Origin of the sequence: Pseudescherichia vulneris, assembly GCF_902164725.1 — a bacterium.
GTDB lineage: Bacteria > Pseudomonadota > Gammaproteobacteria > Enterobacterales > Enterobacteriaceae > Pseudescherichia > Pseudescherichia vulneris.
In genome coordinates this window covers 1,221,493-1,236,047 of the sequence record NZ_LR607338.1, presented here as the reverse complement: position 1 = coordinate 1,236,047, position 14,555 = coordinate 1,221,493, and the positions used below count along the sequence as shown (strand labels likewise).

19 protein-coding genes are annotated in these 14,555 nt (G+C 57.0%); 16 read left to right on the top strand and 3 right to left on the bottom strand.

Annotation, left to right across the window (positions count from 1 at the left end):
• From FN633_RS05080 to mdcH, 3 genes are all read left to right on the top strand, one after another.
• A partial coding sequence (locus FN633_RS05080; RefSeq protein WP_341805724.1) for an AEC family transporter occupies positions 1–166 on the top strand: 166 nt, incomplete at its 5' end.
• A gap of 2 nt (positions 167–168) precedes the next feature.
• Positions 169–780, top strand: a complete 612-nt coding sequence (locus tag FN633_RS05075) for a malonate decarboxylase holo-ACP synthase (RefSeq protein ID WP_154056962.1) — start codon at positions 169–171, stop codon at positions 778–780.
• A complete protein-coding gene (gene mdcH, locus FN633_RS05070) occupies positions 780–1,676 on the top strand; it encodes a malonate decarboxylase subunit epsilon (protein WP_154056961.1) in 897 nt (298 codons plus the stop codon). Before FN633_RS05075 ends, mdcH begins: the two co-directional genes overlap by 1 nt.
• Here the strand turns inward: mdcH and FN633_RS05065 are convergent.
• Positions 1,666–2,598, bottom strand: a complete 933-nt coding sequence (locus FN633_RS05065; RefSeq protein WP_154058836.1) for a LysR family transcriptional regulator — start codon at positions 2,596–2,598, stop codon at positions 1,666–1,668. The two genes, mdcH and FN633_RS05065, sit on opposite strands and share 11 nt — an antisense overlap.
• 4 nt (positions 2,599–2,602) lie before the next feature.
• Positions 2,603–4,507, bottom strand: a complete 1,905-nt coding sequence (locus FN633_RS05060; RefSeq protein WP_154056960.1) for an ABC transporter ATP-binding protein — start codon at positions 4,505–4,507, stop codon at positions 2,603–2,605.
• 139 nt (positions 4,508–4,646) lie between these two features.
• On the opposite strand from FN633_RS05060, the gene kefG reads away from it, so the two are divergent.
• The 4 genes from kefG to slyD all read left to right on the top strand — a co-directional run bounded on the left by kefG (position 4,647) and on the right by slyD (position 7,901).
• Positions 4,647–5,198 (top strand): glutathione-regulated potassium-efflux system ancillary protein KefG, encoded by a 552-nt coding sequence (gene kefG / locus FN633_RS05055; protein WP_154056959.1) that lies wholly within the window; start codon positions 4,647–4,649, stop codon positions 5,196–5,198.
• Positions 5,198–7,006 (top strand): glutathione-regulated potassium-efflux system protein KefB, encoded by a 1,809-nt coding sequence (gene kefB, locus FN633_RS05050; RefSeq protein ID WP_154056958.1) that lies wholly within the window; start codon positions 5,198–5,200, stop codon positions 7,004–7,006. Before kefG ends, kefB begins: the two co-directional genes overlap by 1 nt.
• 12 nt (positions 7,007–7,018) lie before the next feature.
• Entirely contained in the window at positions 7,019–7,219 is a 201-nt protein-coding gene (locus FN633_RS05045) for a YheV family putative zinc ribbon protein (protein WP_042393050.1), read from the top strand.
• A 94-nt stretch (positions 7,220–7,313) separates the two neighbouring features.
• Positions 7,314–7,901, top strand: coding sequence for a peptidylprolyl isomerase (slyD, locus tag FN633_RS05040; protein WP_042393048.1), 588 nt, complete (start codon positions 7,314–7,316; stop codon positions 7,899–7,901).
• 48 nt (positions 7,902–7,949) lie between these two features.
• On the opposite strand, the gene FN633_RS05035 is transcribed toward slyD, so the two are convergent.
• Positions 7,950–8,168: a protein SlyX gene (locus FN633_RS05035; RefSeq protein ID WP_042393046.1), complete on the bottom strand. Its 219-nt coding sequence runs from the start codon at positions 8,166–8,168 to the stop codon at positions 7,950–7,952.
• A 214-nt stretch (positions 8,169–8,382) separates the two neighbouring features.
• Here FN633_RS05035 and fkpA point away from each other — a divergent pair, with 214 nt between their 5' ends.
• From fkpA to FN633_RS18470, 9 genes are all read left to right on the top strand, one after another.
• On the top strand, positions 8,383–9,213 hold the full coding sequence (gene fkpA, locus FN633_RS05030; protein WP_154056957.1) for an FKBP-type peptidyl-prolyl cis-trans isomerase: 831 nt from the start codon (positions 8,383–8,385) through the stop codon (positions 9,211–9,213).
• Positions 9,214–9,378: 165 nt separating this feature from the next.
• Positions 9,379–10,101, top strand: a complete 723-nt coding sequence (locus tag FN633_RS05025; protein ID WP_042393043.1) for a helix-turn-helix transcriptional regulator — start codon at positions 9,379–9,381, stop codon at positions 10,099–10,101.
• Positions 10,101–10,487 (top strand): sulfurtransferase complex subunit TusD, encoded by a 387-nt coding sequence (tusD, locus tag FN633_RS05020; RefSeq protein ID WP_154056956.1) that lies wholly within the window; start codon positions 10,101–10,103, stop codon positions 10,485–10,487. Before FN633_RS05025 ends, tusD begins: the two co-directional genes overlap by 1 nt.
• Entirely contained in the window at positions 10,487–10,846 is a 360-nt protein-coding gene (tusC, locus tag FN633_RS05015) for a sulfurtransferase complex subunit TusC (protein ID WP_042393035.1), read from the top strand. The genes tusD and tusC overlap by 1 nt, the downstream gene beginning before the upstream one ends.
• A 7-nt stretch (positions 10,847–10,853) precedes the next feature.
• Positions 10,854–11,141: a sulfurtransferase complex subunit TusB gene (gene tusB / locus FN633_RS05010; RefSeq protein WP_154056955.1), complete on the top strand. Its 288-nt coding sequence runs from the start codon at positions 10,854–10,856 to the stop codon at positions 11,139–11,141.
• A gap of 125 nt (positions 11,142–11,266) precedes the next feature.
• Complete coding sequence (gene rpsL, locus FN633_RS05005) at positions 11,267–11,641, top strand: 30S ribosomal protein S12 (RefSeq protein WP_000246815.1); 375 nt, start codon at positions 11,267–11,269, stop codon at positions 11,639–11,641.
• A gap of 95 nt (positions 11,642–11,736) precedes the next feature.
• Positions 11,737–12,207, top strand: coding sequence for a 30S ribosomal protein S7 (gene rpsG, locus FN633_RS05000; RefSeq protein WP_004106370.1), 471 nt, complete (start codon positions 11,737–11,739; stop codon positions 12,205–12,207).
• 93 nt (positions 12,208–12,300) lie between these two features.
• A complete protein-coding gene (fusA, locus tag FN633_RS04995; protein ID WP_154056954.1) occupies positions 12,301–14,415 on the top strand; it encodes an elongation factor G in 2,115 nt (704 codons plus the stop codon).
• 70 nt (positions 14,416–14,485) lie between these two features.
• On the top strand, positions 14,486–14,555 hold a 70-nt coding region (locus FN633_RS18470; RefSeq protein ID WP_004749062.1), incomplete at its 3' end, for an elongation factor Tu.

Sequence of the window (14,555 nt, the reverse complement as noted above, 5' to 3'; positions counted from 1 at the left end):
GATCACCGCCATCCTGATGATCGCGCTCTCTGCTGGCTTCTTCGGCGTGGTATTCGGTAACCGCTTTGGCGTACAGTCGCCAGATGCGGAAGCGGTACTGCTGCTGAGCTCGATCCTGTGTATCCTGTCGCTGCCGCTGTTTATCTCGCTGACCTCAGGAATGTAACCATGACTACGCTGCGCCCCCACGATCTTATCTGGCTGACAAACCGCGACGCGCTCGATGGGGTTGATGAGCCCTGGGTGGAGACGGTATGGCACCCAGGATTACCGGTGGTGGTGCGGCGTGACATGGACGGGGAGCGCATCCCGGTTGGGGTGCGCGGTATCCGTCGCGACCAGCGTGCGGCAGGCTGGACCGACGTGACGCAGGTGGTGCGCGTGGTCTCCCCCGAGCAGCTGGTAGTCAGTAACGATCTGCTGCGCTCGCCGTTTGTCTCCCAGCCGCCGGTGCAGGTGGCGTTACAGCTTGCCCAGCAGGCGTGGCCGTGGGTCTGGGGCATCACCGGCAGCAGCGGTTATGCACTGGCCACCGGTATCCCGGTGATCCACGCCAGCAGTGACCTTGACCTGCTGATCCGCGCCCCACAGCCAATCTCTCGCGAGCTACTGCTCCGCTGGCAGACGCCGTTGACCGATGCGCTGTGTCGGGTAGACACCCAGGTCGATACCCCGCTCGGCGGCTTTGCCCTCAACGAGTGGCTGCGCGACGGGCGCGTCTTGCTTAAAACCAGCCGGGGCCCGCGCCTGGTCAGCGATCCCTGGCACAGGGAGGATTAATGAAAATTCTGTTTACCTTTCCCGGACAGGGGACCCAGCGTCCCGATATGCTGCAAAACCTGCCCGGTCACGAGATGGCCGAGGCGCGTGAAGTATTGGGCGCAGAGGCCGACACCCTCGATAGCCCTGAGGCGCTAAAGCATACCCGCGCGGTGCAGCTCTCCCTGCTGATCGCCGGCGTCGCCTGGGCTCGCGAGATGCAGCGCCGCGGCATTGAGCCGGATCTGGTCAGTGGATTATCAATTGGTGCCTATCCAGCGGCAGTCGTCGCCGGGGCGCTGGATTTCAAGGATGCGTTAACCCTCGTGGCACTGCGCGGCGATCTGATGGAGCAAGCCTACCCGCACGGCTACGGCCTGACGGCGATTATGGGCCTGACCCTGACGCAGGTGGAGGCGCTGGTTAACGGCAGCGGCACCTACATTGCCAATCTCAATGCCGAGACGCAGATCGTTATCGCCGGGCGCGATGAGGAGATGGCCCAGGTAGCACAGCAGGCGCGGGCGAAGGGAGCAACGAAAGCCCAGCGTCTGGCGGTGAGCGTTCCGTCGCACTGCGCGCTGCTGAATGCGCCCGCGCAGAAGCTGGCGCAGGCTTTTGCCGGGGTGACGCTCTCTCGTCCCCACTGCGCCTATCTTAGCGGCAGTACCGCCCGCGTGCTGTGGCAGCCCGAGCGCATTGCAGACGATCTGGCGATGAACATGGCGCGGACGGTGCGTTGGCAGGAAGCAATGGTTGCCGCCAACGAGCGCGAGGCGCGGCTGGCTATTGAGATGCCGCCAGGCGGCATTCTGACCTGCTTAACCCGTCAGGCCGCGTGGGAAGGGGAGACAGTCTCTCTTGAACGCAGCGGAGTAGACGTTGTCGCCCATTTGGCAAAGCGTCTCAGGGCGTAACGTTCTGTTCCAGGCTGCGGGCGTACATGCGCCCTTCGGCGGCCAGCGCCAGCAGGTTGGGATCGTGCTCACGGCTGCGGGCAAAGACAATGCCAATCTGCTGCTGCATCTGGTACGGCTCTGCTAGCTTCAGCAGCTGTAGCGAGCTCTCATAGACCTTTTTCATCCGCCCCGGCATCAGGGTAAAGCCTACTCCGGCCTGCACCAGGCTAAGCATCGAGAAGATATCATTCACGCGGGTCACGATCTCTGGCTCAAAGCCAGCGATGTGAAACGCTTCCTGGAACCCGGCGTAGGTCGCAAACCCCTCCGCCAGCGAGACAAACTTCTGCTGACGGTAGTCGCGTAGATCCGCCAGCTCGCCGGTATTCAGCGTAGCGGAGGCCGGTGCGGCAAGAAAGATGTCATCGTGAAACAGGGGCAGTACTTCGAACTGGGCCAGATCCACCTGGTTGTCAGAGAGCGAAATGAGGATCGCATCCAGTTCGCCGTCCTCCAGCTTCTGCAGCAGCATGTCGTTGGAGCCCATCGTCAGGTTAATCTCCAGCTCCGGCCGCCGCAGCTTCATCCCCATGATCAGGTGTGGCACCGTCTCCAGAGTGAGCGAGTAGAGCGTACCCACCCGCAGCCGACCCTGGCCGACGCCCGCCGTTTTGCGCGTCTCCTCAAGGCCGCGGGCCATCAGCTGCGTCACCTCCTGGCAATACTCCAGCAGCGTCCAGGCGGCAGGCAGCGCCAGCAGGTTGCGTCCCTTGTGCACAAACAGCGGACAGCGGACGCTCTCCTCAAGGGTGTGCAGCGCCCGGTGGACGCTAACGCCGCTGATCTCCAGCGCCTCGGCGGTGCGGGCGATGTTCCCCTTCTCCATAAAGGTCATGAAGATGGTTAGCTTGCGGAAGGTGATGTCGCTGACGATGTCCATGGCGTTACTCGCTTTGCAGCATGCCTTCAAGCTGCTCCTGTGCCTCAAGCCACGCCATCTCACACTCCTCCAGGCCCGACTTCGCGCTCGCCTGGGCCTGCAGACACTCGGTCAGCTCGGCCTTGCGGCTCTGATCGTACAGACCGCTGTCGCCAAGCTTCTCTTCGGCCTTCGCCAACTGGGCGTTGAGTTTCTCCATCTCTTTCTCCAGACGGGCGATCTCTTTGCGCAGCGGCTGGGTCTGGGTACGTAGCTCGGCTTCCCGGCGCTTCTGGTCTTTACGCGCCTGGGCGCTGTTGCCGCTCTCCTTCGCCGCCTCGGCAGGCTGATTCTCCTGTTTCTGCACGTCGCTCAGCCACTGCTGATAATCCTCCAGATCGCCGTCGAACGACTCGACTTTGCCGTCGTGAACCAGGTAGAGATCGTCGGTGGTGGAGCGGATCAGGTGACGATCGTGCGACACCACCACCAGCGCGCCTTCAAACTCGATCAGCGCTTCGGTCAGGGCCTGGCGCATGTCGAGATCCAGGTGGTTGGTTGGCTCATCAAGCAGCAGCAGGTTAGGGCGCTGCCAGACGATCAGGGCCAGCACCAGCCGGGCTTTTTCACCGCCGGAAAAACGCTGGGTGTTCTCTGTGACCTTATCGCCATGAAAATCGAAGCCGCCCAGATAATCCCGCAGCTTCTGCTCTGCTTCCTGGGGGGCAAGGCGCGCCAGATGCTGCAACGGTGACTCGTCCGCCCGCAGGAACTCAAGCTGGTGCTGGGCGAAGTAGCCAAGCTTAATGCCTTTCGCAAGACCAATATCACCGCCGGTAGGGGCAAGCTCGCCCGCCAGCAGCTTGATCAGCGTCGATTTACCCGCGCCGTTACGCCCGAGCAGACCAATACGCGAGCCCGGCACAAGGTTGAGCTTGATCGAGTTAAGAATGGTGCGATCGCCGTAGCCCGCGCTGACCTTCTCCATCTTCAGCAGCGGGTTGGGCAGGCTCTCCGGCGCGCGGAAGCTAAAGTGGAAGGGGTTATCCACATGCGCCGGGGCGATCAGCTCCATGCGCTCCAGCATCTTCACCCGGCTCTGGGCCTGCTTGGCCTTGCTGGCCTTGGCTTTGAAGCGGTCGATAAAGCTTTGCAGGTGCGCCACACGCTGCTGCTGGCTCTCGTAGGTGGCCTGCTGCTGCGCCAGACGGGTTGCGCGCTGGCGCTCAAACGAGCTGTAGTTGCCGGTATACTCGAACATACTCTGCTGTTCGATATGGATGATTTTATCCACCACCGGATCGAGGAAGTCACGGTCGTGGGAGATGAGGATCAGCGTACCCTGATAGCTCTTCAACCAGCGCTCCAGCCAGATCACCGCATCGAGATCGAGGTGGTTAGTGGGCTCATCAAGCAGGAGCAGATCCGAGCGGCAGACCAGCGCCTGGGCAAGGTTGAGACGCATACGCCAGCCACCGGAGAAGTCGCTTACCGGGCGTTCAAGCTGCTCGGTAGAGAATCCCAGCCCGTGCAGCAGGCTGGCGGCGCGGGAGCGGATGGTCCAGGCGTCGATGGCGTCGAGCTTGCCGTGCACGGTAGCAATGGCATGCCCGTCGTTGCGCTCGTTGGCATCGTTGAGCTGGGCCTCCAGCTGGCGATACTCGCGATCGCCATCAATAACATAGTCAATGGCGGGCTCGCTGAGGGCCGGGGTCTCCTGGTTTACCCACGCCAGCTGCCAGTTGGCAGGGTAGGTGAAGCTGCCGCCGTCGGCGGTAAGCTCATTTTTCAGCAGCGCCAGCAGGGTAGATTTCCCGCAGCCGTTTTTACCCACCAGCCCGACTTTCTGGCCGGGATTGATGGTGGCGGTGGCGTTATCCAGCAGGACACGCACGCCGCGACGAATTTGTAGTGAGGAGAAAACAATCATAGAGCGCCGTATGTTCCGACTATGTTAATTTGTCATTATGATAATGTGGAGTGCGCCTATAATGCCGCACCAGGGCGCAATGGTAGCCCGAAACGACAACGATACACAAAATCATTAAAACATAACCGGGAGGGGAGCGATGTCCCAGACAGCCAAAGTGCTGCTGCTGTATGCCCATCCGGAATCACAGGACTCGGTAGCTAACCGGGTACTGCTTAAACCGGCAATGCAACTCGACAATGTGACAGTGCACGATCTCTATGCGCACTATCCAGACTTTTTTATCGATATCCCTCGCGAGCAGGCGCTGCTGCGCGAGCACGACGTCATCGTCTTTCAGTATCCCCTCTACACCTATAGCTGTCCGGCGCTGCTCAAAGAGTGGCTGGATCGCGTTCTGACCCGCGGCTTCGCCAGCGGACCGGGAGGCAACCAGCTGGCGGGCAAGCACTGGCGCTGCGTAATCACCACCGGTGAGCCGGAGAGCGCCTATCGCTACGACGGTCTCAACCGCTACCCCCTTAGCGATATCCTGCGTCCCTTTGAGTTGACGGCAGCCATGTGCCGCATGCAGTGGATGACGCCGTTTATCGTCTACTGGGCGCGTCGCCAGCCGAAAGAGGAACTGGCAAGCCATGCTAAGGCCTACGGCGACTGGCTGGCATCACCCACCGCGACGGGAGGTCGCTAATGGAAGGAACCGATCTGCTGCTGGCGGGCGTACTGTTTTTGTTTGCCGCCGTAATCGCCGTACCGCTGGCCGCCCGGCTGGGCATTGGCGCAGTGCTGGGCTATCTGCTGGCGGGCATTGCCATCGGCCCATGGGGGCTGGGATTTATCAGCGACGTTGACGAGATCCTCCACTTCTCTGAAATGGGCGTCGTGTTTCTGATGTTTATTATCGGCCTGGAGCTCAACCCGTCGAAGCTGTGGCAGCTACGGCAGTCGATCTTTGGCGTCGGGGCGGCGCAGGTGCTGCTCAGCGCCGCGATCCTCGCCGGGCTGCTGATGCTGACCGACTTCGCCTGGCAGGCGGCGGTGATTGGCGGCATTGGCCTCGCGATGTCCTCTACCGCGATGGCGCTCCAGCTGATGCGCGACAAGGGAATGAACCGCAGCGAGGCGGGACAGCTGGGATTCTCAGTGCTGCTGTTCCAGGATCTGGCGGTGATCCCGGCCCTGGCGCTGGTGCCGCTGCTGGCGGGCAGCGGCGATGACCACTTCGACTGGATGAAAATCGGCATGAAGGTGATCGCCTTTGCCGGGATGCTGGTGGGCGGTCGCTATCTGCTGCGCCCGGTGTTCCGCTTTATTGCCGCCTCCGGCGTACGGGAAGTCTTTACCGCCGCCACGCTGCTGCTGGTGCTGGGCTCGGCGCTGTTTATGGACGCGCTGGGGCTGTCGATGGCCCTCGGCACCTTTATCGCCGGGGTACTGCTGGCCGAGAGCGAGTACCGCCACGAGCTGGAATCGGCCATCGATCCGTTCAAAGGTCTGCTGCTGGGACTATTCTTTATCTCAGTAGGCATGGCGCTTAACCTGGGCGTGCTCTATACCCATCTCCCGTGGGTTATCGCGGCAGTCGTCATTCTGGTGGCGGTAAAAACCACGGTGCTCTATCTGCTGGCGCGCCTCTATGGCCTGCGAAGCTCGGAGCGGATGCAGTTTGCCGGCGTACTCAGCCAGGGCGGCGAGTTCGCCTTTGTGCTCTTCTCTACCGCCTCCTCGCAAAAACTGTTCCATAACGATCAGATGGCACTGCTGCTGGTGACGGTCACCCTGTCGATGATGACCACGCCGCTACTAATGAAAGGCATCGATAAGGGACTCTCCCGGCGCTTCAATAGCTCGGAGGAGGAGGGGGAAGCCCAGTGGGTTGAAGATGACAAGCCGCAGGTGATCATCGTCGGCTTTGGCCGCTTCGGCCAGGTGATTGGTCGCCTGCTGATGGCCAACAAGATGCGCATCACCGTGCTGGAGCGCGATATCAGCGCGGTAAACCTGATGCGGAAATATGGCTATAAGGTCTACTACGGCGACGCGACTCAGGTCGAGCTGCTGCGCTCGGCAGGCGCGGAGGCGGCGGAATCGATCGTCATTACCTGCAACGAGCCTGAAGACACCATGAAGCTGGTCGCCATTTGCCAGCAGCACTTCCCGCACCTGGCCATTCTTGCTCGGGCACGGGGACGTTTTGAGGCGCACGAGCTGCTCCAGGCGGGCGTGACGCAGTTCTCCCGTGAGACCTTCTCCAGTGCGCTGGAGCTGGGACGCAAGGCGCTGGTCTCGCTGGGTATGCATCCTCACCAGGCGCAGCGGGCACAGCTGCATTTTCGTCGTCTTGATATGCGGATGCTGCGCGAACTGATGCCGGTGGTGCATACTGATACACAGCAGATCTCCCGCGTCCGGGAGGCGCGGCGCGAGCTGGAAGAGATTTTCCAGCGTGAAATGCAGCAGGAGCGCCGACAGCCGGATGGCTGGGACGAGTTTGAATAGAGGGTAAAAAGTATGGCAATACGTAAACGTTTTATCGCGGGTGCCAAGTGCCCAGCCTGTCAGGCTCAAGACACGCTGGCGATGTGGCGCGAAAATAATGTCGATATTGTTGAGTGCGTTAAGTGCGGCCACCAGATGCGCGAGGCGGATAAAGAGGCCCGTGAGCACGTTCGCAAAGAAGAGCAAGTGATCGGGATTTTTCATCCAGACTAGCGATATGCCCTAGCTTTTTTTAAGCTTAAGGGTACACAGGGGCAGAATTCCGTTACAATCTGCGCCAGCAATTTACCCACGCTCAGGAGATATCATGAAAGTAGCAAAAGACCTGGTGGTCAGCCTGGCCTATCAGGTACGTACAGAAGACGGTGTGTTGGTTGATGAGTCTCCGGTAAGTGCGCCGCTGGACTACCTGCACGGTCACGGCTCCCTGATCTCTGGTCTGGAGTCCGCGCTGGAAGGTCACGAACCTGGCGACAAATTTGACGTGGCGGTGGGCGCAAATGACGCTTACGGTCAGTACGACGAGAACCTGGTGCAGCGCGTACCGAAAGACGTCTTCATGGGCGTTGACGAACTGCAGGTAGGCATGCGCTTCCTGGCTGAAACTGACCAGGGTCCGGTACCGGTTGAGATCACCGAAGTGGAAGATGACCACGTCGTGGTTGACGGTAACCACATGCTGGCTGGCCAGAACCTGAAGTTCAACGTTGAAGTCGTTGCCATTCGTGAAGCGACCGAAGAAGAGCTGGCCCACGGCCACGTTCACGGCCCGCATGGTCACGATCATGGTCACGACCATGAACACGGCGACGGTTGCTGCGGTGGTCACGGCCACGATCATGACCACGGTCATGGTAAAGGCGGTTGTGGCAACGGCGGTTGCGGCTGCCACTAATAGACTTCGTCTTTCAAAAAGCGGGGAGATCCCCGCTTTTTTTACGCCTCAATAGTGGGGCGGTGGCGTCTCTTCTGACTGAGAGGCCATATGGGAAGGCTGGCTGGCTTTCAGCTTCTCGGTAACGAGGCGCATCAGGTCCCGCAGCTTCGCCATCTCCAGCTCGTGGGCGGTGACCGTCTGGTTAAGCTCCTCGATCGTAATTTCCTGAAAAGCCAGACGGCTCTCCAGCTCTGCCAGTCGCGCTTCCAGCGTCATATTCTGCATATTTCACCTCATCTGTTTTAGCCCGGATTCTACGCAACTTTACGCGGCTGCGCAGCCCACCTGACATCCTTAAGAAACTAATTTAAACAAAAATAGTCACAAAAGAGGCAACAATCGGGAATGTCGTTATATAGATTTCTCCCACAACGATTTATAGTACGTTTTTCAAATACGCAAACCCTGGGGCAATATGCCCCCGGCCCTGGAGATATGGATGAAATCACTGTTTAAAGTCACGCTGCTGGCGACCACGATGGCCGTTGCGCTGAATGCACCTCTTTCTTTTGCTGCTGAGGCCCCGGCTAAAGCCCCGGCAACCACCGACAGCAAAGCGGCATTCAAAAACGACGACCAAAAATCAGCCTATGCGCTGGGCGCGTCACTGGGTCGTTATATGGAAAACTCCCTGAAAGAACAGGAAAAACTGGGCATCAAGCTGGACCAGGCTCAGCTGATCGCCGGCGTTCAGGACGCCTTTGCTAACAAGAGCAAGCTCTCCGACCAGGAGATCGAACAGACTCTGCAGGCGTTTGAAGCACGCGTGAAGGGTGCTGCTCAGGAGAAGATGGAGAAGGACGCGGCTGAGAATGAAACCAAAGGCAAAGCCTTCCGCGACACCTTTGCTAAAGAGAAGGACGTGAAAACTTCCTCTACCGGCCTGCTCTACAAAGTAGAGAAAGAGGGCACCGGCGATGCACCGAAAGATAGCGATACCGTGGTTGTTAACTACAAGGGTACGCTGATCGACGGTAAAGAGTTTGATAACTCCTACACCCGTGGCGAACCGCTCTCCTTCCGCCTCGATGGTGTGATCCCAGGCTGGACCGAAGGCCTGAAAAACATCAAGAAAGGCGGCAAAATCAAGCTGGTGATCCCACCGGCTCTGGCCTACGGTAAAACCGGCGTTCCGGGTATCCCGGCTAACTCTACGCTGGTCTTTGACGTAGAGCTGCTGGATATCAAACCGGCACCGAAAGCGGATGCGCAGCCGAAACCGGAAGCGGCAGCACCGGCAGAGCAACCTGCCGCCGCGGATAAAAAGTAATACGCTGATAGCCGCCGCCTCACCAGGCGGCGGTTTTTTATGACAGGGCAGGTATAATTAACACTGGCAGCGCTATGTCCGCTGTATTAATTTAGATGTCCCTGTAAATGATGAGCCTGCCCTGAAAACATAACGACAGGCTCCTGAAAAGGAGTGTTTTTTTTCATGTCCAGGTCGCTATTAACCAACGAAACCAGCGAGCTTGATCTGCTGGATCAACGGCCTTTTGATCAGACCGACTTCGATATCCTGAAATCCTACGAAGCGGTGGTCGATGGGTTAGCGATGCTCATTGGTGCCCACTGTGAAATCGTCTTGCACTCCTTGCAGGATCTCAAATGCTCCGCCATTCGTATCGCCAACGGTGAACATACCGGACGTAAGATTGGCTCGCCGATCACCGATCTTGCCCTGCGCATGCTGCACGACATGACGGGCGCAGACAGCAGCGTCTCGAAGTGCTACTTCACCCGCGCCAAAAGCGGCGTGTTGATGAAGTCCGTCACGATTGCTATCCGCAATCGCGAGCACCGGGTCATTGGCCTGCTGTGCATTAACATGAACCTGGATGTTCCCTTCTCGCAGATTATGAACACCTTTATTCCGCCGGAGACGCCGGATGTCGGCTCCGCCGTGAACTTTGCCTCTTCGGTGGACGACCTGGTGATGCAGACCCTGGAGTTCACCATTGAAGAGGTGAACGCCGATCGTAACGTGTCGAACAACGCGAAGAACCGTCAGATTGTGCTGAACCTCTATGAAAAAGGCATTTTTGATATCAAAGATGCGATTAACCAGGTGGCCGATCGGTTAAATATCTCCAAGCATACGGTCTACCTCTACATTCGCCAGTTCAAAAGCGGCGACTTCCAGGGGCAGGATAAGTAATGCGTTTTGCCTTAATGGTGACGGGGCCTGCCTATGGTACGCAGCAGGCCAGCACCGCGTGGCAGTTTGCCCAGGCACTGCTGGCGGCGGGTCATGAGCTGGTGAGCGTCTTTTTCTACCGGGAAGGGGTCTATAACGCTAACCAGCTTACCGCCCCGGCCAGCGACGAGTTCGATCTGGTCCGGGCCTGGCAGGCGCTGCATCTTGAGCATCAGGTTGAGCTGCATATCTGCGTTGCGGCGGCCCTGCGGCGTGGCATCACCGATGAGGGCGAAGCGCAGCGTGCTGGACTGGTCGGTGCCAATCTTCAACCGGGTTTCTCCCTCAGCGGCTTAGGTGCGCTGGCCGAAGCGGCGTTAACCTGCGATCGCGTGGTGCAGTTCTGATGAAAAGCGTGGCTTTTGTTTTTAACTCTGCACCGCACGGCTCGTCTGCCGGACGGGAAGGGCTGGATGCGCTACTGGCAATGTCGGCCCTGACCGAGGAGATTGGCGTCTTTTTCCTTGGCGACGGCGTTTTTCAGCTGCTGGCCAACCAGCGTCCTGGCGATATCCTTGCGCGTGACTATATCGCCACCTTTAAGGTGTTGCCGCTCTACGATATCGAACAGCTCTGGCTGTGCGCGGCCTCGCTGCGCGAACGCGGACTGAACGCCTCAAATTCTTTTATTCTCGACGCCCAGCCGCTGGAACCCGAAGCGCTGCGCGAGTGTCTACATCGTTATGACGTCGTTATGACGTTTTGAGGCTGTTATGCTGCATACTCTTCGTCACTCTCCCTGGCAGTGCGACATGGCCGCGCTGATGCGCACGTTGCAAGAGGGGGATGATCTGCTGCTGCTCTCTGATGGCATCACGGCGGCGGTTGTGGGAGGTCGCTACCTTGATTTCCTGCTGGCTGCCCCCATAACTGTCCATGCTCTACAGGAAGACGTTGATGCCCGCGCTCTTTCTGGTCAAATTTCGAACAAAATCGTCCTGGTTAGCTATACTGATTTCGTTAGCCTGACGGTAAAACACACCGCCCAGATCGCCTGGTAGTGTGAGATCTGCTGTATATTTCTTGACACCTTTTGAGCACAGCCCTAAAATTCCGCGTCCTCATATTGTATGAGGGCGTTTTATTACGTGTTTACGAAGCAAAAGCTAAAACCAGGAGCTATTTAATGGCAACAGTTAACCAGCTGGTACGCAAACCACGTGCACGCAAAGTTGCGAAAAGCAACGTGCCTGCACTGGAAGCCTGCCCGCAGAAACGTGGTGTATGTACTCGCGTATATACCACCACTCCTAAGAAACCAAACTCCGCACTGCGTAAAGTTTGCCGTGTGCGTCTGACTAACGGTTTCGAAGTTACCTCCTACATCGGTGGTGAAGGTCATAACCTGCAGGAACACTCCGTGATCCTGATCCGTGGCGGTCGTGTTAAAGACCTTCCGGGTGTTCGTTACCACACCGTTCGTGGTGCACTTGACTGCTCAGGCGTTAAAGACCGTAAGCAGGCTCGCTCCAAGTACGGCGTGAAGCGTCCTAAGGCTTAATGGTTCTCCGTTAAGTAAGGCCAAACGTTTTAAATTAATGTCAAACTAAACTCTTTGAGTTTTGGACAATCCTGAATTAACAACGGAGTATTTCCATGCCACGTCGTCGCGTCATTGGTCAGCGTAAAATCCTGCCGGATCCTAAGTTCGGATCAGAACTGCTGGCTAAATTTGTAAATATCCTGATGGTAGATGGTAAAAAATCTACTGCAGAAGCAATCGTATACAGTGCTCTTGAGACCCTGGCTCAGCGCTCTGGTAAAAATGAACTGGAAGCTTTCGAAGTCGCTCTCGACAACGTGCGCCCGACTGTAGAAGTTAAGTCTCGCCGCGTTGGTGGTTCTACTTATCAGGTTCCAGTTGAAGTTCGTCCGGTTCGTCGTAATGCTCTGGCAATGCGTTGGATCGTTGAAGCTGCTCGTAAACGCGGTGATAAATCCATGGCTCTGCGCCTGGCGAACGAACTTTCTGATGCTGCAGACAACAAAGGTACTGCAGTTAAGAAACGTGAAGACGTTCACCGTATGGCAGAAGCCAACAAAGCGTTCGCCCACTACCGTTGGTAATCCCTTCGGAGTAATAGTCACCAAGCGGGCGCTTTATGTAAGCTGCCCGCTTTGGGCTACATAACATGAACGCTAAGGCAATAGAGGAATCAAATGGCTCGTACAACACCCATTGCACGCTACCGTAATATCGGTATCAGTGCGCACATCGACGCCGGTAAAACCACTACTACCGAACGTATCCTGTTCTACACCGGTGTAAACCACAAAATCGGTGAAGTACACGACGGCGCGGCAACTATGGACTGGATGGAGCAGGAGCAGGAGCGTGGTATTACCATCACCTCCGCAGCGACCACTGCATTCTGGTCTGGTATGGCGAAGCAGTATGAACCGCATCGCGTAAACATCATCGACACCCCGGGCCACGTTGACTTCACCATCGAAGTAGAACGTTCCATGCGTGTTCTTGACGGTGCGGTAATGGTTTACTGCGCAGTTGGTGGTGTTCAGCCGCAGTCTGAAACCGTATGGCGTCAGGCAAACAAATATAAAGTTCCACGTATCGCGTTCGTTAACAAAATGGACCGTATGGGTGCGAACTTCCTGAAAGTTGTTGGTCAGATCAAATCCCGTCTCGGCGCGAACCCAGTTCCGCTGCAGCTGGCGATTGGTGCTGAAGAAGGTTTCACCGGTGTTGTTGACCTGGTGAAAATGAAAGCCATCAACTGGAACGATGCCGACCAGGGCGTTACCTTCGAATACGAAGATATCCCGGCTGACATGCAGGATCTGGCTGAAGAATGGCACCAGAACCTCATCGAATCCGCTGCTGAAGCTTCTGAAGAGCTGATGGAGAAATACCTGGGCGGTGAAGAACTGACTGAAGAAGAGATCAAAACTGCTCTGCGTCAGCGCGTTCTGAACAACGAAATCATCCTGGTAACCTGTGGTTCTGCATTTAAGAACAAAGGTGTTCAGGCAATGCTGGATGCGGTAATTGATTACCTGCCATCTCCGGTAGATGTACCGGCGATCAACGGCATGCTGGATGACGGTAAAGATACCCCGGCTGAGCGTCACGCAAGTGATGAAGAGCCGTTCGCTGCTCTGGCGTTCAAAATCGCTACCGACCCGTTTGTAGGTAACCTGACCTTCTTCCGTGTGTACTCCGGTGTGGTTAACTCTGGTGATACCGTACTGAACTCCGTGAAATCTGCACGTGAGCGTTTCGGTCGTATCGTTCAGATGCACGCTAACAAACGTGAAGAGATCAAAGAAGTTCGCGCGGGCGACATCGCTGCAGCAATCGGTCTGAAAGACGTGATCACCGGTGACACTCTGTGTAACCCGGATCACCCGATCATTCTGGAGCGTATGGAATTCCCTGAGCCGGTAATCTCCATCGCCGTTGAGCCGAAAACCAAAGCTGACCAGGAAAAAATGGGTCTGGCTCTGGGCCGTCTGGCTAAAGAAGACCCGTCATTCCGCGTTTGGACTGACGAAGAGTCTAACCAGACTATCATCGCGGGCATGGGTGAGCTGCACCTCGACATCATCGTTGACCGTATGAAGCGTGAATTCAACGTTGAAGCGAACGTCGGTAAACCTCAGGTTGCTTACCGTGAAGCGATTCGCGCCAAAGTTACCGATATCGAAGGCAAACACGCCAAGCAGTCTGGTGGTCGTGGTCAGTACGGTCATGTTGTTATCGACATGTACCCGCTGGAGCCGGGCTCTAACCCGAAAGGTTACGAGTTCATCAACGACATCAAGGGTGGTGTAATTCCTGGCGAATACATCCCTGCCGTTGATAAAGGCATCCAGGAACAGCTGAAAGCTGGCCCGCTGGCGGGTTACCCGGTAGTGGATCTGGGCGTGCGTCTGCACTTCGGTTCTTACCATGACGTTGACTCCTCTGAGCTGGCGTTTAAACTGGCTGCGTCTATCGCCTTTAAAGATGGCTTTAAGAAAGCAAAACCAGTTCTGCTTGAGCCGATCATGAAGGTTGAAGTAGAGACGCCGGAAGAGAACACCGGTGACGTTATCGGTGACCTTAGCCGTCGTCGTGGTCAGCTGAAAGGTCAGGAATCTAACGCTACTGGCGTTCAGATCCACGCTGAAGTTCCGCTGTCTGAAATGTTCGGATATGCAACTCAGCTGCGTTCACTGACTAAAGGTCGTGCATCTTACTCCATGGAATTCCTGAAGTATGATGATGCGCCGAACAACGTTGCTCAGGCCGTAATTGAAGCCCGTGGTAAATAAGCCGCAGGGTTAAAACCTAAGTCCCGTGCTCTCTCCAGAAGGGGAGAGCACTATAGTAAGGAATATAGCCGTGTCTAAAGAAAAATTTGAACGTACAAAACCCCACGTTAACGTTGGTACTATCGGCCACGTTGACCATG

What these genes read in the sequence shown, in the direction of transcription:
- FN633_RS05075 (WP_154056962.1), top strand. Translation starts at nt 169, where the DNA reads ATGACTACGCTGCGCCCCCACGATCTTATCTGGCTGACAAACCGCGAC.
- mdcH (WP_154056961.1), top strand. Translation starts at nt 780, where the DNA reads ATGAAAATTCTGTTTACCTTTCCCGGACAGGGGACCCAGCGTCCCGAT.
- FN633_RS05065 (WP_154058836.1), bottom strand. Translation starts at nt 2,598, where the DNA reads ATGGACATCGTCAGCGACATCACCTTCCGCAAGCTAACCATCTTCATG.
- FN633_RS05060 (WP_154056960.1), bottom strand. Translation starts at nt 4,507, where the DNA reads ATGATTGTTTTCTCCTCACTACAAATTCGTCGCGGCGTGCGTGTCCTG.
- kefG (WP_154056959.1), top strand. Translation starts at nt 4,647, where the DNA reads ATGTCCCAGACAGCCAAAGTGCTGCTGCTGTATGCCCATCCGGAATCA.
- kefB (WP_154056958.1), top strand. Translation starts at nt 5,198, where the DNA reads ATGGAAGGAACCGATCTGCTGCTGGCGGGCGTACTGTTTTTGTTTGCC.
- FN633_RS05045 (WP_042393050.1), top strand. Translation starts at nt 7,019, where the DNA reads ATGGCAATACGTAAACGTTTTATCGCGGGTGCCAAGTGCCCAGCCTGT.
- slyD (WP_042393048.1), top strand. Translation starts at nt 7,314, where the DNA reads ATGAAAGTAGCAAAAGACCTGGTGGTCAGCCTGGCCTATCAGGTACGT.
- FN633_RS05035 (WP_042393046.1), bottom strand. Translation starts at nt 8,168, where the DNA reads ATGCAGAATATGACGCTGGAAGCGCGACTGGCAGAGCTGGAGAGCCGT.
- fkpA (WP_154056957.1), top strand. Translation starts at nt 8,383, where the DNA reads ATGAAATCACTGTTTAAAGTCACGCTGCTGGCGACCACGATGGCCGTT.
- FN633_RS05025 (WP_042393043.1), top strand. Translation starts at nt 9,379, where the DNA reads ATGTCCAGGTCGCTATTAACCAACGAAACCAGCGAGCTTGATCTGCTG.
- tusD (WP_154056956.1), top strand. Translation starts at nt 10,101, where the DNA reads ATGCGTTTTGCCTTAATGGTGACGGGGCCTGCCTATGGTACGCAGCAG.
- tusC (WP_042393035.1), top strand. Translation starts at nt 10,487, where the DNA reads ATGAAAAGCGTGGCTTTTGTTTTTAACTCTGCACCGCACGGCTCGTCT.
- tusB (WP_154056955.1), top strand. Translation starts at nt 10,854, where the DNA reads ATGCTGCATACTCTTCGTCACTCTCCCTGGCAGTGCGACATGGCCGCG.
- rpsL (WP_000246815.1), top strand. Translation starts at nt 11,267, where the DNA reads ATGGCAACAGTTAACCAGCTGGTACGCAAACCACGTGCACGCAAAGTT.
- rpsG (WP_004106370.1), top strand. Translation starts at nt 11,737, where the DNA reads ATGCCACGTCGTCGCGTCATTGGTCAGCGTAAAATCCTGCCGGATCCT.
- fusA (WP_154056954.1), top strand. Translation starts at nt 12,301, where the DNA reads ATGGCTCGTACAACACCCATTGCACGCTACCGTAATATCGGTATCAGT.